Origin of the sequence: Curtobacterium sp. MCBD17_003, assembly GCF_003234885.2 — a bacterium.
Lineage (GTDB): Bacteria > Actinomycetota > Actinomycetes > Actinomycetales > Microbacteriaceae > Curtobacterium.
On the sequence record NZ_CP126275.1, the window covers coordinates 1,873,725 to 1,892,964 of the forward strand.

At 72.7% G+C, this 19,240-nt stretch carries 17 protein-coding genes; all 17 read right to left on the reverse strand.

Going from position 1 to position 19,240, the window contains the following annotated elements; genetic code table 11:
* Positions 1-13: 13 nt before the first annotated feature.
* Complete coding sequence (locus tag DEI88_RS08915) at positions 14-2,050, reverse strand: primosomal protein N' family DNA-binding protein (protein WP_258374952.1); 2,037 nt, start codon at positions 2,048-2,050, stop codon at positions 14-16.
* Between the two features lie 93 nt (positions 2,051-2,143).
* Positions 2,144-3,352, reverse strand: coding sequence for a methionine adenosyltransferase (gene metK / locus DEI88_RS08920; protein ID WP_111009150.1), 1,209 nt, complete (start codon positions 3,350-3,352; stop codon positions 2,144-2,146).
* Between the two features lie 3 nt (positions 3,353-3,355).
* Positions 3,356-3,619 (reverse strand): DNA-directed RNA polymerase subunit omega, encoded by a 264-nt coding sequence (gene rpoZ / locus DEI88_RS08925; protein ID WP_111009151.1) that lies wholly within the window; start codon positions 3,617-3,619, stop codon positions 3,356-3,358.
* 32 nt (positions 3,620-3,651) lie between these two features.
* Entirely contained in the window at positions 3,652-4,593 is a 942-nt protein-coding gene (gene gmk / locus DEI88_RS08930; protein ID WP_111071584.1) for a guanylate kinase, read from the reverse strand.
* Between the two features lie 2 nt (positions 4,594-4,595).
* Positions 4,596-5,507, reverse strand: a complete 912-nt coding sequence (gene pyrF, locus DEI88_RS08935; RefSeq protein WP_258371953.1) for an orotidine-5'-phosphate decarboxylase — start codon at positions 5,505-5,507, stop codon at positions 4,596-4,598.
* Positions 5,504-8,776, reverse strand: a complete 3,273-nt coding sequence (gene carB / locus DEI88_RS08940; RefSeq protein ID WP_111013255.1) for a carbamoyl-phosphate synthase large subunit — start codon at positions 8,774-8,776, stop codon at positions 5,504-5,506. Before carB ends, pyrF begins: the two co-directional genes overlap by 4 nt.
* Complete coding sequence (gene carA / locus DEI88_RS08945; protein ID WP_111071520.1) at positions 8,776-10,017, reverse strand: glutamine-hydrolyzing carbamoyl-phosphate synthase small subunit; 1,242 nt, start codon at positions 10,015-10,017, stop codon at positions 8,776-8,778. Before carA ends, carB begins: the two co-directional genes overlap by 1 nt.
* A complete protein-coding gene (locus tag DEI88_RS08950) occupies positions 10,014-10,565 on the reverse strand; it encodes a PH-like domain-containing protein (protein ID WP_111071519.1) in 552 nt (183 codons plus the stop codon). Before DEI88_RS08950 ends, carA begins: the two co-directional genes overlap by 4 nt.
* A complete protein-coding gene (locus DEI88_RS08955; RefSeq protein WP_111071518.1) occupies positions 10,562-11,923 on the reverse strand; it encodes a dihydroorotase in 1,362 nt (453 codons plus the stop codon). The genes DEI88_RS08950 and DEI88_RS08955 overlap by 4 nt, the downstream gene beginning before the upstream one ends.
* Positions 11,920-12,912: an aspartate carbamoyltransferase catalytic subunit gene (locus DEI88_RS08960; RefSeq protein WP_111071517.1), complete on the reverse strand. Its 993-nt coding sequence runs from the start codon at positions 12,910-12,912 to the stop codon at positions 11,920-11,922. The genes DEI88_RS08955 and DEI88_RS08960 overlap by 4 nt, the downstream gene beginning before the upstream one ends.
* Positions 12,909-13,469, reverse strand: coding sequence for a bifunctional pyr operon transcriptional regulator/uracil phosphoribosyltransferase PyrR (gene pyrR, locus DEI88_RS08965; protein ID WP_181434791.1), 561 nt, complete (start codon positions 13,467-13,469; stop codon positions 12,909-12,911). The genes DEI88_RS08960 and pyrR overlap by 4 nt, the downstream gene beginning before the upstream one ends.
* Before the next feature lie 57 nt (positions 13,470-13,526).
* Entirely contained in the window at positions 13,527-14,000 is a 474-nt protein-coding gene (gene nusB / locus DEI88_RS08970) for a transcription antitermination factor NusB (protein ID WP_111013250.1), read from the reverse strand.
* 12 nt (positions 14,001-14,012) lie between these two features.
* Entirely contained in the window at positions 14,013-14,576 is a 564-nt protein-coding gene (efp, locus tag DEI88_RS08975) for an elongation factor P (RefSeq protein WP_111009159.1), read from the reverse strand.
* Positions 14,577-14,689: 113 nt separating this feature from the next.
* Complete coding sequence (gene aroB, locus DEI88_RS08980) at positions 14,690-15,790, reverse strand: 3-dehydroquinate synthase (RefSeq protein ID WP_181441177.1); 1,101 nt, start codon at positions 15,788-15,790, stop codon at positions 14,690-14,692.
* Positions 15,787-16,344: a shikimate kinase gene (locus tag DEI88_RS08985; RefSeq protein WP_111013387.1), complete on the reverse strand. Its 558-nt coding sequence runs from the start codon at positions 16,342-16,344 to the stop codon at positions 15,787-15,789. Before DEI88_RS08985 ends, aroB begins: the two co-directional genes overlap by 4 nt.
* A gap of 77 nt (positions 16,345-16,421) precedes the next feature.
* Positions 16,422-17,654: a chorismate synthase gene (aroC, locus tag DEI88_RS08990; RefSeq protein WP_111071516.1), complete on the reverse strand. Its 1,233-nt coding sequence runs from the start codon at positions 17,652-17,654 to the stop codon at positions 16,422-16,424.
* A gap of 45 nt (positions 17,655-17,699) precedes the next feature.
* The gene (gene mltG / locus DEI88_RS08995) at positions 17,700-19,211 is read right to left on the reverse strand and encodes an endolytic transglycosylase MltG (protein ID WP_258374951.1); all 1,512 of its coding nucleotides are present in this window, start codon (positions 19,209-19,211) and stop codon (positions 17,700-17,702) included.
* Positions 19,212-19,240 lie beyond the last annotated feature (29 nt).

Sequence of the window (19,240 nt, forward strand, 5' to 3'; positions counted from 1 at the left end):
CGGTGGAGGGGGCTCAGGGGCCCTCGGAGAACGGTTCGACGTCGTCGAGCCGCACCCTGAGTGTAGGTGCGGCGCGGCGACGGTTGCCCCCGGGCAGCACCCGACGGGTCGACGACCGCCGGATCACCTCGGCCTTGAGCGTCGCCGCGACCTCGGTGCCGTGCGCGTACGGGAACCGCACGATGGTCCGGACCGTCCCGGGTACGGAGTCGTCGACGGCCACCGGACCGAGCACGGGCCCGACGAGGGCGTCGCCGAGCGCCTCGACCGCGGCGGCCACCGCCTCGTCCGTCCCGGTCAGCGTCGCCACGCGGACGGCGGGCGGGAAGTGCAGGACCCGGCGGTCGGCGAGCTCGTCGTGCGCCGGGACCTCGAGCCGCCACGTGGCCATCGCCGTCGCCAGCCGTCCGCCGACGCCGACGAGGAACGTCGTGCCGCCGCGCGCCGTCCGGGCCGCCGCGTTCGCCCAGACCCGGAGGACGTCCTCGGCGACGCGCAGGCCCTCGCGGGCGAGCATGCGCTCGCCGTCGAGCAGGAGGACGCACGCGTACCCGCCGGGCGTCGACGGTTCGGCGCCGCGGGTCGCGACCACGACGGCGGGTCGGTCGTCGACCTCGTCCACCGGACGGGCGCCGTCGGCGACGACGATCCGCGTCCCGGGGAACGCCCGTCCCAGCTCGTCCGCCGTGCGCTGCGCGCCGTGGCCGACCGGACGGAACGTGGACCCCTGGCAGGTGGGACACCGGTACCCGACCGCCAGGGCCCCGCACCAGCGACACTGCGGCACGCCGGACGACGTCGCCCGGCCGAGGGGTCCCCCGCACCGCGGACAGCGGGCCCGGTCGCCGCAGTCGGCACACACGAGCCCCGTCGCGAACCCCGGACTCGCCACCTGCACGAGCACGGGACCGGTACGGCTGGCCTCGCGTGCCGCACGCCAGGCCGCGGACGGGATCCGGGCGTGCGCGGCCCAGCCCTCCGCGGACGTCTGCTGCGCGGTCGGCACCACGCGCGGGACGACCGCGCGGACGGGCCGGACGTCGTCGAGCCACCCGAGTTCGACCAGACGCTGGACGTCGGTGCTCCGCGCGTGCGCTGCGAGCAGCAGGGCCGCCCCCGACTGCGCGGTCCGGAGCAGCACGGCGTCACGGGTGTGCACGTAGGGAGCGCGTTGCTCGACGAACGAGGGGTCGCCGTCGTCCCAGACGGCGAGCAACCCGAGGCGCTCGGCCGGTGCGTACACCGCCGCGCGGTTGCCGACCACGACGACCGGACCCGACCGGGCCGTCAGGAGTGCGCGGGCGCGCTGCCCGTTCGTCTGCCGCGCGTCGAACCGCACCACACGCTCCGCGGGGACGAAGGCGGCGACGGCGCGCTCGACCTCGGCGAGATCCCGGAAGTCCGGCACCACGAGGATCGCGGTCCGCTCCGACGCGAGCACCCGGGCCGCCGCCTCGGCGAAGGTGCGCGCCCACCCGTCCACCCAGGAGTCGTCCGGCAGCCGCACCGGATGCGCGATCGCGGTCATCGCGGCGCGGCCGCCGTCCTCGAGCAGGGCCTCCACGCGGCCCTCCGGGTACGCCGTCACCACCGGCGCGGTGACGACCGGCGGCACCGTGGTGGTGTCCCGTGCGAGGAACGCCTTCTCGGCGCGCACCTGACGCGGTGGCACCGCCAACCGGAGGACGTCGCTCGCCACCCCCGCCGCGCGGTCCGCGACGTCGCGCGCCAGCCGCCAGACCTCCGGCGCCAGGACCGGGACGGGCGACACGACCTCCTCGAGCGGACTGAGGTCGCCGGGGAACGAGCCCTCGGTGGCGACCTCGACGACGAAGGCGTCCGCGATCCGGGCACCCGTGCGGAGGGGGACGCGCACCCGGACACCCGGGAGGCACGCCTCGCGCATCGCGTCCGGGATGCGGTAGTCGAACAACCGGTCGAGCTGCGGGAGCGGTGAGTCGAGGACGACGCGTGCGATCCGCGGGGTCGCGGACGCGGGCGACGCCGTGCCCGCGGGCACGGGCGACGCCGCGGCCTCGACCGTCGGCACCGTTGGGGCGCCGGGCAGGCGCGGCCGCGCGGCCGCGCGCGGGGACCGCGCCGCTTCAGCGGGCGCTGGCGCGTCCTCCGGCACGACGGACCGTCAGACCCCGGCCGTCACGAGCCCGGCGGCGACCCGCAGCGCCTCGACACGGTCGAGGGCCTCCCAGGTGAACCCGGGGAGCTCCCGACCGAAGTGTCCGTAGGTCGCCGTCGCGGCGTACGTGGGGCGGAGCAGGTCGAGGTCGCGGATGATCGCCGCGGGCCGCAGGTCGAAGACCGCCCGGATGGCGTCGACGATCACGGCGTCGTCCACGTGGCCGGTCCCGAAGGACTCGACGTACAGCCCGACCGGGGCGGCGCGGCCGATCGCGTAGGCGACCTGGACCTCGAGCCGGTCGGCGAGACCGGCGGCCACCGCGTTCTTCGCGACCCACCGCAGGGCGTACGCGGCCGAACGGTCCACCTTCGACGGGTCCTTGCCGCTGAAGGCACCACCACCGTGCCGCGAGGCGCCGCCGTAGGTGTCCACGATGACCTTGCGGCCCGTCAGCCCCGCGTCGCCCTGGGGACCGCCGATCTCGAAGCGGCCGGTCGGGTTCACGATCACGTCCACGGCGCTCGAGTCCAGCGCGACCGTGTCGAGCACGGGGCGGATCACCCGGGCCGTGATGTCGACGGTGAGTTGCTCGAGCGACACGGTCGGCGCGTGCTGGGTCGACAGCACGACGGTCTCGACGGTCCGCGGGGTCACGCCGTCGTACCCGATCGTGACCTGCGTCTTGCCGTCGGGTCGGAGGTACGGCAGCTCGCCCGACTTGCGGACCGCGGCGAGGCGCTCGGCGAGCCGATGTGCGATCCAGATGGCGACCGGCATGTACTCGGGCGTCTCGTTCGTCGCGTAGCCGAACATGATGCCCTGGTCACCGGCACCCTGGCGATCGAGCGGATCCGTCGCGCCCGTCCGGGCCTCGAGCGCGTCGTCGACGCCCTGCGCGATGTCGGGCGACTGCGAGCCGATCGAGACCTCGACCCCACAGGTGTGGCCGTCGAAGCTGACCTCGGACGAGTCGTACCCGATGCCGGTGATGACGTCGCGCACGATCGTGGGGATGTCGACGTAGCCGGCAGTCGTGACCTCGCCCGCGACGTGCACGAGACCGGTCGTCACGAGGGTCTCCACCGCGACTCGGGCGTGGGGGTCGACGGTCAGGAGCGCGTCGAGGATGCGGTCCGAGATCTGGTCACAGATCTTGTCCGGGTGCCCCTCGGTGACCGACTCGGAGGTGAAGAGGCGGAGTGCGGACGTCACGGATCAGGCGTCGGGCGTCTGCGGCGTGGCAGTCAGCTTGTTCTCGTTGATCTCGTGGAGCGCGACCGACAGCGGCTTGTCGTCGATGGTCGAGTCGACGAGCGGGCCGACGTTGTCGAACAGGCTGCCCTCGTGCAGGTCGGCGTAGTAGTCGTTGATCTGCCGCGCACGCTTCGACGCGAAGATGACGAGCGCGTACTTCGACTCGACCTTGGCGAGCAGGTCGTCGATGGGCGGATCGATGATGCCCTGGGAACGGTCGGCCATGGGAGCTCCTCGGTAGGTTGACGAGCGCCGGGTCACGGCGCGGAGAACAAGTCTACGACCTCCTGCGCAGCGGTACGGACATCGGAGTTCACGATCCGGACGTCGAACTCGTCCTGGGCGGCGAGCTCCACCTTCGCCGTGTCGAGCCGCCGTTGCTGCTCCGCGGGGCTCTCGGTCCCCCGCCCGATGAGCCGCCGGACGAGTTCCTCCCACGTCGGCGGGAGCAGGAACACCAGGAGCGCCTCGGGCATCGCGGCCCGGACCTGCCGCGCACCCTGCAGGTCGATCTCGAGCAGCACGTTGCGCCCCTGGTCGAGCGCGCGGTCGATGGGCGGTCGGGGCGTGCCGTACCGGTAGGAGTTGTGGACCGTCGCCCACTCCAGGAGTTCGCGCTCGCGGACCATCCGGTCGAACTCGGCGTCGTCGACGAAGTAGTAGTGGACGCCGTCGACCTCGCCCGGGCGCGGTGCCCGGGTCGTCGCGGAGACGCTGAGGAGCACCTCCGGGTGGTGTTCCCGGATGTACGCCGAGACCGTGCCCTTGCCGACCGCGGTGGGCCCGGCGAGCACGACGAGCCGCGAGGCGCGTCGGCGACGACCGGACCGCGACGCCAGCCAGTCCGCGAGTTCCCCGCGCTGCCGCGTGCCGAGGCCGCCCAGCCGCTTCGTCGGCGCGATGCGGAGCGTGGCCATGACGCTCTCGGCACGCGCCGGACCGATGCCCGGGAGGCTCGTCAGGAGGTCGCGGACGCGGAGCGACTGCTCCGCGGTGGCCGCGTCGCTCCCCCAGGCAGCACGCGCGACGTCGAGCCCGGACCGGGCACCGGAGGCCACGTCGGCCTTCACGGCTGCCCGCGCCCGGCGTGCCGCGACGGCGGCCCGGGCGGCCGCGGCGCGGTCGACCTCGGGCGGCCGGGCCCCGCGAGGGCCGGACGCCCCGCCCGGGGGGACGTCCTCGTTGCCCGTGCCGTCCACGTTCACGCGAGCGCCGCCGCGATGCGGTCGACCCGCGCGGCGACCTCGTCCTGGACCCCGTCGGGACCGGACGCCAGCAGGCCACGCGACTCGTTCACGAGGACCTGGTCGGCGACGGCGCCGAAGCGCTCCCGGAGGTCCTCGATCCGGGCCCCCTGCGCGCCGAACCCCGGCGCGAGCACCGGTGCCGACCCCACGGCGTCCCTGCGGAGACCGAAGTCGGCGAGGTCGAGCGTCGCGCCGATGACCAGTCCGACCGAGCCGAGCTCCCCCGGCCCGCCCGTGTGCTCCCCTGCCCTGCGTCGGTTCTCGTCTGCCACGTCCAGAACGATACCGGCGGCGACGGACGACCCGGAACGGGGCCCCTCCTGCACCACGGCGGTCTGCAGGACCCGGCCTTCGGGGTTGCTCGTGGCGGCCAGGACGAACACGCCCGCCCCCGCCGCCGCCGCGACGTCGAGCGTCCCGGCGAGGGCGCCGAACCCGAGGTACGGGGACACCGTCAGGGCGTCGGACGCGAGCGGCGAGGAGGGGTCGAGCCACGCGGCGGCGTAGTCGTCCCCCGTCGACCCGATGTCCCCGCGTTTCGCGTCCGCGATGACGAGGAGGCCGGCGTCCCGTGCGCGCCGGACCGTGGCCTCGAGCGCCCGGTAGCCGGCGGCGCCGGCGACCTCGAAGAACGCGACCTGGGGCTTCACCGCGGCGGCGCGGCCCACGGCGGCGTCGACGAGCACCGCGCCGAACGCGGTCAGACCGGCCTCGTTCCGCGGGAGTCCCCAGGCGCGGAGCGTCGCGGCATGCGGGTCGATCCCGACGCACAGCGGCGACCGCTCCCCCATGGCGGACCGGAGGCGCGCACCGAACCGTGTCGCGCCTCCCGTCCGAGCCGACGGAGCGGTCGCCTCGTCGGTCACCAGGTCGCCCGCTCGAGGGCGTAGTCCTGGAGGCTGCGCACGCTGTGCGGGGTGCCGATCGTCTCGATCGCCGCGACCGCCGCACCGAGCTGCGCGATGGTCGTGAAGAGCGGCTTGTCCGCCGCCACGGTCGCGGCGCGGATCTCGTACCCGTCCGCGCGACCGGCCGCCCCGCTCGGCGTGTTGATGACGATGTCGACCTCGTCGCGGGCCAGGAGGTCGACGACGTTCTCGCCACCCTGGCTGTACTTGCCGACCACGCGGACGTCGATCCCGTTGCGGCGCAGGATCTCGGCGGTGCCCTCGGTCGCGATGATCGTGAACCCGAGCTGCTGGAGTCGGTGCACGGGCAGGACGATGGCCCGCTTGTCCGTGTCCGCGACGCTGACGAACACGGTGCCCGAGGTGGGCAGACCGCCGTACGCGGCGATCTGGCTCTTGAGGAACGCCCGCGGGAAGTCGCGGTCGATGCCCATGACCTCGCCGGTGGACCGCATCTCGGGGCTGAGCACGCTGTCCACGACCTGGCCGTCGCGGGTCCGGAACCGCCGGAAGGGCAGCACGGCCTCCTTCACCGCGATCGGGGCCTCCATCGGGACGACCGAGCCGTCACGCTCGGGGAGGAGACCCTCGGCGACGAGGTCGTCGATCGAGCTGCCGGTCATGACGCGCGCCGCCGCCTTGGCCAGCGGGATGCCGAGCGCCTTCGACACGAAGGGGACGGTCCGGCTCGCACGGGGGTTCGCCTCGATGACGTGGAGCACACCGGCCGCGATCGCGAACTGCACGTTGAGGAGACCCGCCACGCCGACCCCGCGGGCGATCCGCTCGGTCGCCGCGCGGACCGCGTCGATCTCGGCACGACCGAGGCCCACCGGCGGCAGGGTGCAGCTCGAGTCGCCGGAGTGGATCCCGGCCTCCTCGATGTGCTCCATCACCCCGCCGATGTAGAGCCGCTGGCCGTCGAACAACGCGTCGACGTCGATCTCCACGGCGTCGTCCAGGAACCGGTCCACGAGCAACGGCAGATCCGGGCCGATGATCGCCTGGTCGGCGACGCGGTCGAAGTAGTCGACGAGCGAGGGGCTGTCGTACACGATCTCCATGCCGCGACCACCGAGGACGAACGACGGACGGACGAGCACGGGGTAGCCGATCTCCTCGGCCACGGCGGTCGCGCTCTCGAGGTCGTGCGCCGTGCCGTTCCGCGGGGCCACCAGCCCGGCCTCGTCGAGGATGCCGGAGAACAGCCCCCGCTCCTCGGCCAGGTCGATCGACCGCGGGCTCGTGCCGAGGATCGGGATGCCGGCGGCCTCGAGCGGCTTCGCGAGCCCGAGCGCGGTCTGCCCGCCGAGCTGCACGACGACGCCGACCAGCTCGCCCGACGCCGCCTCGGCCTCGATGACCTCGAGGACGTCCTCGGCGGTCAACGGCTCGAAGTAGAGGCGGTCCGAGGTGTCGTAGTCGGTCGACACGGTCTCGGGGTTGCAGTTCACCATGATCGTCTCGAAGCCGGCGGCCGCGAGTGCGAAGGACGCGTGCACGCACGAGTAGTCGAACTCGACGCCCTGCCCGATCCGGTTCGGACCGGAACCGAGGATGACGACCTTCTTGCGGTCGCTCGGCGCGACCTCGGTCTCGGCGTCGTAGCTCGAGTAGTGGTACGGCGTCAGGGCCGGGAACTCCCCGGCGCAGGTGTCGACCGTCTTGAACACGGGGCGGATCCCGAGCTCGTGGCGGGTCGCCCGCACGGACTGCTCGTCGGTCCCGCGGAGCTCCGCGATCTGGGCGTCGCTGAAGCCGTGCTGCTTGGCCCACCGGACCGTGTCCGCGTCGAGCGTCGACGCCCCGCGGACCTCGGCAGCGACCTCGTTGATGAGCACGATCTGGTCGACGAACCACGGGTCGATCCCCGTCGCCGCGAAGACCTCCCCCGCCGTGGCACCCGCGAGGAGCGCCTGCTGCACCGTCACGATGCGACCGTCGGTCGGCACCCGGGAGGCCGCGAGCAGGACGTCCTTGTCGCCCGGTTCCGCAGGCCAGTGGAAGCTCGATCCGCGCTTCTCGAGGCTGCGCAGCGCCTTCTGCAGTGCCTGCGCGTAGTTGCGTCCGATCGCCATGGCCTCGCCGACGCTCTTCATCGTCGTCGTGAGCGTCGCGTCGGCCGCGGGGAACTTCTCGAACGCGAACCGCGGCACCTTGACCACGACGTAGTCGAGCGTCGGCTCGAAGCTCGCCGGCGTCTTCTGGGTGATGTCGTTCGGGATCTCGTCGAGGCGGTACCCGATGGCGAGCTTCGCCGCGATCTTCGCGATCGGGAACCCGGTCGCCTTCGACGCGAGCGCGCTCGAGCGGGACACCCGCGGGTTCATCTCGATCACGATGACCCGGCCGGTCGCCGGGTCGACCGCGAACTGGATGTTGCAGCCGCCGGTGTCGACCCCGACCCGACGGATGATGTCGATGCCGATGTTCCGCAGGTTCTGGAACTCGCGGTCGGTCAGCGTCAGGGCGGGTGCGACGGTGATGGAGTCGCCGGTGTGCACGCCGACGGGGTCGACGTTCTCGATCGAGCAGACGACCACCGTGTTGTCGGCGTGGTCGCGCATGAGCTCGAGCTCGTACTCCTTCCAGCCGAGGATCGACTCCTCGAGCAGGACCTCGGTCGTGGGGCTCGCGTGGAGGCCGTCCCCCACCATGCGGACGAGCTCGTCCTCGGTGTAGGCGAACCCGGAACCGAGACCACCCATCGTGAAGGACGGGCGGATGACGAGCGGGTAGCCGAGATCGAGCGCGAACGCCTTGGCCTCGTCGACGGTGTGGGCGATGTGGCTCCGGGCCACGTCGGCACCGGACTCGAGCACGAGCTGCTTGAAGAGCTGCCGGTCCTCACCGCGCTGGATCGCGTCGACCTTGGCGCCGATGAGCTCGACGCCGTAGCGCTCGAGGATGCCGGCCTCGTCGAGCGCGATCGCCGCGTTGAGGGCCGTCTGTCCGCCGAGCGTCGGGAGCACGGCATCCGGGCGCTCGATCTTGATGATCTCCTCGAGCGAGTCGTTCGTGATCGGCTCGATGTACGTGGCGTCGGCGAAGTCCGGGTCGGTCATGATCGTCGCCGGGTTGGGGTTGACGAGGACGACCCGGACGCCCTCGGCGCGCAGGACGCGGCATGCCTGGGTGCCGGAGTAGTCGAACTCGGCGGCCTGCCCGATGACGATCGGCCCGGAGCCGATGACGAGGACGGATGTGATGTCGGGGCGCTTGGGCATCAGTCGTTGCTGCTTCCGGTCGTGGTGGCCGAGCTGTCGCTCGGCCGGTCGTGCGTCGGGTCGGCGGCGGGTGTGGTGGCGGCGGCCGTGGCGGCGTCGAGCGGACGCCCCTCGCGCCGGGCGATCACCATGTCCCGGAACCGGTCGAACAGGTACATGCTGTCGTGCGGGCCCGCCGCGGCCTCGGGGTGGTACTGCACGCTGAACGCGGGGATGTCGAGCGCGCGCAGGCCCTCGACGACGTTGTCGTTGAGGCTGAAGTGGCTCACCTCGACCCGTCCGAAGCCGATCGGCGACTCGAGCACCTCGCCGACGGGTGCGTCCACCGCGAAGCCGTGGTTCTGGCTCGTGATCTCGACCCGCCCGGTCGTCGTGTCGAGGACGGGCTGGTTGATGCCGCGGTGCCCGAACGGGAGCTTGTACGTCCCGAACCCGAGCGCCCGACCGAGCAGCTGGTTGCCGAAGCAGATGCCGAAGAACGGCCGGCCGTCACGCAGGGTCTCACGGAGGAGCGCGACCTGCGCGTCCGAGGCCGCCGGGTCGCCGGGGCCGTTCGAGTAGAACAGGGCGTCGGGGTCGAGTTCGCGCAGCCGGTCGATCGAGACGTCCTGCGGCAGCACGTGGACCTCGAACCCGCGCGCCGCCAGGTACCGCAGAGTCGACGTCTTCACACCGAGGTCGAGCACCGCGAGGGTCCCGATGCGGTCGCCCTCCGGCTCGAGCACGTACTCCTCGCGGGTCGAGACGGCCGCGGAGAGGTTCTGGCCCGTCATGTCGGTCTGCTCGCGCACGGCACGGAGCTGCTCGTCGGGTCCGAGGTCCGCGTCCGCGCCGCTGAACACGCCGCCCTTCATGGCCCCGGCGTCGCGGATCCGGCGGGTGACCGCGCGCGTGTCGATGCCGGAGATCCCGACGATGCCGTCACGCTCGAGGTGGTCGTCGAGGCTCGCGTTCGCGCGGTGGTTCGACACGATGCGGCTCGGGTCCCGCACCACGTAGCCCGCCACCCAGATCCGACCGGACTCGGGGTCCTCGTCGTTCACACCCGTGTTGCCGATGTGCGGTGCCGTCTGCACGACGATCTGGCCGGCGTACGACGGGTCCGTCAGGGTCTCCTGGTACCCCGTCATGCCGGTGGCGAACACGACCTCGCCGAGCGTGCGGCCGCGGGCGCCGTAGGCCCAGCCCTCGTAGCGGGTGCCGTCCTCGAGGACGAGCAGTGCCCGTTCGCGTGTTGTCATCGTGTCGGTTCTCCTCCGTCGCCCGTGTCCGGGCCTCGCTCGCCCGTCACCGGGCTGGTCGTCTGGGTCAGTTCCCGCAGGGCCGCGAGCGGAGCCGCATCACCCGAGGGGAACCGGAAGTAGCTGTCGAGGTCCGTCGCACCCGCGGCGCCGGTCGCCCGCCATCGCAGTCGGACGAGTCCGCCGCGCTCGACGACGCGGTCGATCGTCCAGGTGGCGCGGTCCGCCCCGCGGACTGCACGACGATCCACGAACCGCTCGGGTTCGCCGGCGATCGAGAGCACGACGCCCTCGTCGTGGACCCTGAGCGCGGCGCGCCCACGGAACCCGAGGCCTCCGCCGACGATCCGCTCGAGCGGCTGGTCGGCGCGGGTCGTCGCCACGTACAGGCCGTCCCAGGAGCCGAGCGCCGCGTGCAGTCCCGGGGGCACCGGGACGGGAGGCACGACCGCGTCCTGCCCGCGTCCTCGCCGCCGCCACGTCCGCGCCATCACGACGAGCAGCGCGACGATCACGAGGAGGATCACGGCCTCGGTGGACCAGGTCATGCCGACACCGCCGTCGCGGCGCGCGCCGCTGCCGCGACGCGCTCGGCGTCGACCGCACGGCCGTCGAGGACCGTCGCGTAGCCGTGGTGGAACGTCGCCACCACCCGTCCGGGCAGGCGCATGCCGAGGTACGGGGAGTTCGTCGACTGGCCCGCTAGGTCCTGCCGCTGGAACGTCCGCGACGCTGCGGGGTCGTAGAGCAGTACCTCGGCCGGTGCGCCCGCCGTGATCGCCTGCCCCTGGCCGGCCACCTGCCCGATCCGCGCGGGCGCCGAGGACAACACGCGCGTCACGTCCGCCCAGTCGAGACCACCCGTGGCGACCACGGACTCGTGCACGACGCTGAGCGCCGACTCGAGCCCGACCATGCCGTTCGCCGCGGCCGGCCACTCGCAGCACTTCGCCTCGTCGGTGTGCGGAGCGTGGTCGGTGGCCACGATGTCGATCGTGCCGTCGGCCAGCGCGGATCGCAGCGCCTCGACGTCCTCGCGACGGCGCAGCGGCGGGTTCACCTTGTACCGGGCGTCGTAGCCGTCGACGCCGTCCGGGCCCCCGGCGATGAGGTCCTCGGTGAGGAGGAGGTGGTGCGGTGTGACCTCGGCCGTCACGGCGATCCCGCGGGACTTCGCCCACCGGATGACCTCGACGCTGCCGGCGGTCGACACGTGGCAGACGTGCAGACGCGCGCCGACGTGGTCCGCGAGGAGGACGTCGCGGGCGATGATCGCCTCCTCGGCGACCGCGGGCCACCCGGCGAGCCCGAGCTCGGACGAGAGCGCGCCCTCGTTCATCTGCGCGCCGATCGTCAGACGCGGTTCCTGGGCGTGCTGCGCCAGGACGCCGCCGAAGCCCGTGATGTACTCGAGCGCCCGACGCATGAGGAGCGGGTCCGAGACGCACGAGCCGTCGTCGGAGAACACCCGCACCCGCGCTCGGGAGGTCGCCATCGCGCCGATCTCGGACAGCTGCGCGCCCTGGAGCCCCTGGGACACGGCTCCGATCGGGCGGACGGTCACGTAGCCGGCGGCGTCGCCGAGCGCCTGCACCTGCTCCACCACGCCGGCGGTGTCGGCGACGGGCGAGGAGTTCGCCATGGCGTTGACCGCGGTGAACCCACCGACGGCCGCCGCGCGTGACCCGGTCAGGACCGTCTCGGACTCCTCGAAGCCCGGCTCGCGGAGGTGCGTGTGCAGGTCGACGAGCCCGGGCAGGACGAGCAGGCCGTCGGCGTCCACGACCTGCGCCGGCCCTGCGTCGACCCGCGGGCCGACCTCCGCGATCCGGCCAGCGCGCAGGAGGACGTCGGCTCGGGTTCCGTCGGCGAGGGTGCCGCCGCGGATCAGGTGGGTGGTCGTCATGCCGTCGCCTCCTCGGCGGTCGGGGTGCTCGTCGTCGGGGCACCCGTGCGGTCCCCTCCGGTGAGGCAGAGGTAGAGCACGGCCATCCGGACCGACACACCGTTCGCGACCTGCTCGACGACGGTCGACCGGGGGTCGTCGGCCGCGATGCCCGCGATCTCGAGACCGCGGTTCATCGGCCCGGGGTGCATGACGATGGTCCGATCCGGCAGCGCCGCGAAGCGTCCCGCGGTGAGGCCGTAGTGCCGGGTGTACTCGCGGGGGTTCGGGAAGAACGCGTCGTGCATGCGCTCCTGCTGCACCCGGAGCATCATGACGACGTCCGGGGCCTCCGCCAGCGCGGCGTCGAGGTCGTGGTGCACCGCGGCACCGAACGGCCGTGGCGTGACCGGCAGGAGCGTGGGCGGTGCCGCGAAGGTCACGTGCGCACCGAGCGTGCGGAGCAGCCACGCGTTCGAGCGGGCGACCCGGGAGTGCAGCACGTCGCCGACGATGAGGACCCGCACGCCGTCGAGGTTCCGGCCCCGCGAGTCGGCGCCGTGGATCCGACGGCGCATGGTGAACGCGTCGAGGAGGGCCTGTGTCGGGTGCTCGTGGGTGCCGTCCCCGGCGTTCACGACGGCCGCGTCGACCCAGGCGCTGTCGGCGAGCACGCGCGGGGCGCCCGACGCTCCGTGGCGGATGACGATGCCGTCGACCCCCATCGCTCCGAGCGTCTGCACGGTGTCCTTGAGCGACTCCCCCTTCGAGACGCTCGATCCCTTCGCCGCGAAGTTGATGACGTCGGCGGACAGTCGCTTGGCGGCCGCCTCGAACGAGATGCGCGTCCGGGTGGAGTCCTCGAAGAACAGGTTCACGACGGTCTTGCCGCGGAGCGCCGGGAGCTTGCGGACCTCGCGGGTGCCGGTGTCGGCCATCTCCTCGGCGACGTCGAGCACCTCGATGGCCTCGGCACGTGGGAGGTCCCGGGTGGACAGCAGGTGCCTCATCGGACGGTGACCTCGGGTGCGGTCCGGGCACCCTCGATGACGACCTCGTCGACACCGTCGGTCTCGGCGAGGTGGAGCGAGATGCGCTCGTCCGCCGCGGTCGGCAGGTTCTTGCCCACGTGGTCGGCCCGGATCGGGAGTTCCCGGTGCCCCCGGTCCACCAGGACGGCGAGGCGGACGGCCCTGGGCCTCCCGATCGTCTGCAGCGCGTCGAGCGCGGCGCGCACGGTCCGGCCGCTGTAGAGCACGTCGTCGACGAGCACCACGACCTTGCCGTCGATGCCGCTCGCCGGGATGACGGTCCGGTGCGGCGCGCGACCGATGCCCCGGCCGAGGTCGTCACGGTGCATGGTGACGTCGAGGGTGCCGACCGTGCCGGCGCCCGTCTCGATCGACTCGAGCACCCGTGCGAGGCGCTCGGCGAGGACGGCGCCGCGCGTCGGGATGCCGAGCAGGACGAGGTCCGAGCCGCCGTGGTTCGCCTCGAGGACCTCGTGGGCGATGCGCGTCATAGCGCGCGTGATGTCAGCGGACTGCAGCACCGTGCGGGCGCCCATGCCGACCTCCTTCCCCGCCTCACAGGACGGCATTAAAGGACTCGATCGCCAGCAACCCTACCGACCCGGATCGGGCTCCGCCACCGCACCGGCGTCGTCGGCCGTCGTGGCCGTCCGTGCCCGCGCGCGGCCGGCGACCGCCCCGAGGACCCCGTTGACGAAGCCTGCGGAGTCGTCGGTGGACAGCGACTGGGCGAGTTCGACGGCCTCGGCGATCGCGACCGCGTCGGGGACCTCGTCGTTCCAGCGGATCTCCCACACCCCCATGCGGAGGATGCAGCGGTCGAGCACGGGCATCCGCGCGATCGTCCAGCCCTGGGCGTGGTCCACGATGATCCGGTCGATCTCCGCGCGGTCGTCGTCCACTCCCGTGACGATCTGGCGTGCGTAGTCCCAGCTCGAGGCCCGCTCGGGCTGGTCGAGGTGGCGGACGGTCTCGGTCGCGAGGACCTCGGCGATGGGCAGGCCGCGGACCTCGGCGACGTAGAGCATGTCGAGTGCGCGTTTCCGCGCCTTCGAACGGGCGCTCATCGAACCCCCGCCTCAGTCGTTGACGCGGCCGAGGTAGTCACCCGTGCGGGTGTCGACCTTGACCTTCGTGCCGGTCTCGAGGAAGAGCGGCACCTGGATCTGGTAGCCGGTCTCGACGGTGGCGGGCTTCGTGCCGCCCGTCGAGCGGTCGCCCTGGAGGCCCGGCTCGGTGTACGTGACCTCGAGCACCACGCTGGCGGGGAGCTCGACGTACAGCGGGTTGCCCTCGTTCATCGCGATGGTGGCCATCGACGACTCGAGCAGGAAGTTCTTGGCGTCACCGACGATCTCGCTCGGGATCGTGACCTGGTCGTAGGTGTCGGTGTCCATGAACACGTAGCCGTCGCCATCCGTGTACAGGTACTGGAAGTCGCGTCGGTCCACCGTCGCGAACTCGAGCTTCGCCCCCGCGTTGAACGTGCGGTCGACGACCTTGCCGGACGTGACGTTCTTCATCTTGGTGCGGACGAACGCGCCGCCCTTGCCCGGCTTGACGTGCTGGAACTCGATGACGGACCAGAGCTGGCCGTCCATGTTGAGAACGGCGCCGTTCTTGATGTCCGTGGTGCTCGCCATGCGCGTGTGTTCCGTTCGATGTGGAGATGGTGGTGTTCGTCGGGTGGCCGGAGGCCTTGGACAAGTGTAGCGGAGCGACCCGGTGCCCCTCCGGGCCGCCCGGGGAGGAGGGGCTAGACCCCGACCTCCTGGTAGGCGGTGAACAGGAGGGCCGGCTCCGGCCCCTCGAGCACGATCGGCTTCGCGAGGCCGTCCAGCACGATGAACCGCAGCATGCCGGCCCGTGCCTTCTTGTCGCGGCGCATCGTCGCGAGCAGGCCCTCCCATCGGCCGAGGGGGTAGGTCGTCGGCAACGAGAGCGACTCGAGCACGGTCCGGTGGCGGTCCACCGTCGCGTCGTCCAGGTGACCGGTCAGCCGCGCGAGTTCGGCCGCGAACACCATGCCCACGGCGACCGCAGCTCCGTGCCGCCACTGGTAGCGCTCCGCGTGCTCGATGGCGTGCCCGAGCGTGTGCCCGTAGTTCAGGATCTCGCGCTTGCCCTGCTCGGTGAAGTCCGACGAGACGACCCGCGCCTTGAGGTCGATCGCGAGCTCGACCACGCGACGGAACTCCGGGGCGGTCGGATCGGTGACGCGGTCGACGTCGCGCTCGATCGTGTCGAGGATCTCGGGCACGGCGATGAACCCGGCCTTCACGATCTCGGCGAAGCCCGTGAGGATCTCGTTCCTCGGCAGCGTCGTGGCCAGGTCGAGGTCGACGACGACGGCCCGGGGCGCGTAGAAGGCGCCGACGAGGTTCTTGCCCTCGTTCGTGTTGATCCCCGTCTTGCCGCCGACGCTCGCGTCGACCATGCCGAGCACACTCGTCGGCACCTGCACGAGCGCGACCCCGCGGAGCCACGTCGCGGCCACGAACCCGGCGAGGTCGGTGACCGCACCACCCCCGAGCCCCACCACGGCGTCCGTCCGCGTGAAGTCGGCCTGCCCGAGGATCTGCCAGCAGAAGGCCGCGACCTCGACCCGCTTGGCGGACTCGGCGTCGGGCACCTCGGCGATGAGGGCCTCCAGACCGGCGTCGACGAGACGCGCGCGGAGCACCTCGGCCTGCTCCGCGAGCGGCGCAGCGTGCACGATGAGCACCTTCGCGACGCCGCGCGGCAGGACCGTCGGCACCGCCTCGAGGAGACCGTGCCCGACGGCCACGACGTACCCGTCGTCCCCGCCCACCCGGATCTGCGTCGTGCCGTCCGGCAGCGCCGTGCTCGTCGTCATGGTTCCTCCTCTGGCGCCGGCGCGCCGGCGGCCGCCACTGGTGCCGATGCTGGTCCTGGTGTCTCGGCGGCGCGGACCCAGGCGACGACGTCGTCGACCACGCGGCTCATCGGACGCCGTGAGGTGTCCACGACCACGTGCGCGAGGGACGCGTACGTCGCTGCGCGCGCATCCGCGATCGCGGTCCACGCGTCGATGCCGCCGACGGCCAGGAGCGGGCGGTCGGTCCCGACGATGCGCTCGGCGACGGCGTCGGCCGAGACGGTGAGCAGCACCACCCGGCACGTCGCGATGGCCGCGCGGGTGGCGGCGTGCGTGACGGCGCCGCCACCCACCGCCACGACGCCGCCCGTGTCGAGCGCGGCGTCGACCGCGGCCCGCTCGAGGTCGCGGAACGCCGCCTCGCCGCGTTCGGCGAAGATGCGGTCGATGGGTCCGTGTCCCCGCACGATCTCACGGTCCGTGTCGGTGAAGGGCACGCCGAGCGCCTTCGCCGCGCGCTTGCCCACGGTCGACTTGCCTGCGCCCATCGGACCGATGAGCACCACGGGCACCGCCAGCCGATGCGACCGGGTCCACGTGTCGTCGTGGCGAGCGACGCCCGACGGTCCGGAGCCTGGCGGCGTCGCGCTCACAGGGACGGTGTGGGCTGCTGAACGTCGGCGGACGACGTCACGCCACGCGTCCGCAACGACGCCGGGATCGCCGCGAGGTACGCGTCGAGGTTCCGCTTGGTCTCGCCGACGGAGTCGCCGCCGAACTTCTCGAGCACGGCGTCGGCCAGGACGAGCGCCACCATCGCCTCGGCGACGACGCCCGCGGCCGGTACGGCACAGACGTCCGAGCGCTGGTGGTGCGCCGAGGCGTCCTCGCCGGTCGCGACGTCGACCGTGTGCAGCGCGTGGGGCACCGTCGCGATCGGCTTCATCCCGGCACGGACGCGGAGGACCGTGCCCGTGGACATGCCGCCCTCGGTGCCGCCGGCGCGGTCGGACGTGCGGTAGATCTCGCCGTCGGCCTGGAACAGCTCGTCGTGGGCCGCGGAACCCCGCCGCGCCGCCGTCGCGAAGCCGTCCCCGACCTCGACGCCCTTGATCGCCTGGATGCCCATGACCGCGGCGGCGAGCCGGGCGTCGAGACGCCGGTCCCACTGCACGTGCGACCCGAGCCCCGGCGGGAGACCGTAGAACAGCACCTCCACGACGCCGCCGAGCGTGTCGCCGTCCTTCTTGGCGGCCTCGACCTCGGTGACCATGCGCGCGCTCGTGGCGGCGTCGAAGCACCGCAGCTGGTCGTCGTCGAGCCGGTCGACGTCCGTGGGCACGGGCAGCGGCGCGTCGTCCGGTACCCGCACCGTGCCGACCTGCAGCGTGTGGCTCACCGACGTGATGCCGAGTTCCGCCAGGAACGACTTGGCGACGGCGCCGAGTGCGACTCGCGCCGCGGTCTCGCGCGCCGACGCGCGCTCGAGGATCGGACGCGCCTCGTCGAACGCGTACTTCTGCATGCCCACGAGGTCGGCGTGGCCCGGTCGGGGTCGGGTGAGCGGCGCGTTGCGACCGCGGGAGGCGTCCGTCGTCTCGACCGGCTCGGCGTTCATCACCTCGACCCACTTGGGCCACTCGGTGTTCCCGACGCGGATCGCGATCGGGCTGCCGAGGGAGGACCCGTGGCGGACCCCGCTCGAGATGTGCAGCTCGTCCTGCTCGAACTTCATGCGGGAACCACGACCGTACCCGAGCTTGCGGCGCGCGAGGTCGGCGCGGATCTGCTCGTACGACACCGGGACGCCGGCCGGCAGCCCCTCGAGCACGGCGATGAGTTCGGGTCCGTGGGACTCACCTGCGGTCAACCAGCGAAGCATGGTGTCCATCCTCCCACAGCCCGAACGGCCGGCCGCCGCCCGGGATCACTTGTAGTCGGGGTGGGCCTTCATCCACGCCTGCCACTGGGCGACCGCGGCCTCGTGTTCCGCGTAGGTCGTCGAGAACACGGTCGCTCCGGTCTGCAGGTCGACCGTCACGAAGTACAGCCAGCTGCCGGCCGCGGGATGCATGACCGCGTTGATGGCGATGTCGCCCGGGTTCGAGATCGGACCGGGCGGGAGCCCCTTGTGCTGGTACGTGTTGTACGGGTTGCCCGCGTCCGCGCGTTCGGCGTCGGTCGTGGTCACCCGGTCCGTGTGCCCGGTGCCGTACGCGACCGTCGCGTCCGACTGGAGCGGCATACCCTGGTCGATGCGGTTCTGGAACACCCGGGCCACCTTCGGGTAGTCGGCGGCGAGTCCGGCTTCCTTCTGCACGACCGAGGCGAATGTCACGACGTGCGCGCGTTCGGCCACCGGCACCCCCGCGTCGTCGAGGTGCTGGTTCATGGTGTCGACCATCGACTGGAAGTACTGCGTTGCCGTCCACGACGGGTTGATCGGGTACGTGGCGGGGAACAGGTAGCCCTCGAGGCTCGTCACGCCCGCAGGGAGGCCGTAACCCGAGACGTCCGCGGCGGCGGCGGTCACCGACGCCTGCGTGAGGCCGGCCTTGCTCACGAGTGACGCCTCGACGTCCTTGAGCACCGCGCCTTCGGGGATCAGGACGGTCGCGGTCACCTTGTTCGCGCTGTCCTGCAGCGCCGCGAGGGCCGCCTTCGCGCTCATGTGGTGCTTGAGCTGGTACGAACCCGGCTGGAACTGGACGTCCTGCTTGGTGAGGAGGAGCTGGTAGAACGCGGTCGAGGTCTTGACGACACCGCTCCGGTGCAGGGTCTTCGCGACGTCGCTGCCGATGTCACCCTCCTTGATGGTGACCGTCACCTTGCCCGTGCCGCTCCCCGTGTAGTCGGTGGGTTCCTGCTTCTTCGTCAGGCTCGCGACGACCGACTGGACCTTGGGCACCACGAACAGGGTGGCGCCGGCACCCCCCGCGAGCACGATGGCGACGATCACGATGCCCGCGACGACCGCGCCCCGCGAGCGACGGCGGCGCGGCGGCTGCGAACGCCGGGAGGCCCCACCGCGACGCCCGGAGCGACGCCCGTCGCCGACTCCCCCGTCGCGGCCCGCCGCGGCTCCGACGGCGACCGCGGCGGCATCCTGCTCGGCCCGGCCGGGCGCGTCTCGGTCGGCGGTCTCGTCGTCGTGGTGGCCGAACAGCGCACGGACGTCGCTGTGGTGGTGGTCCTGTGGGTCGGTGACGACGTCGTCGCCCCCGCTGCTGCGGTCGGCCCGGGCCGCGGCCTCTCGAGCTGCGCGGCGGGTCAGGTGGGGAGGACGAGCATCGGCGGCGCTGGGTCCGAGCGGAGCTCCGGCGCGGTCCGGAGCGGAAGGTGCCCGGTCGTCGGCGGCCCCGACGGCGCGGTCGTCACGCTGCTGGTCGGCATCGTCGCCGGGCGCGATGATCGCACGCCAATCAAGGTCGTCTGCCACGCTGCTCGATGTTCCTCGGGTCGGTGTTG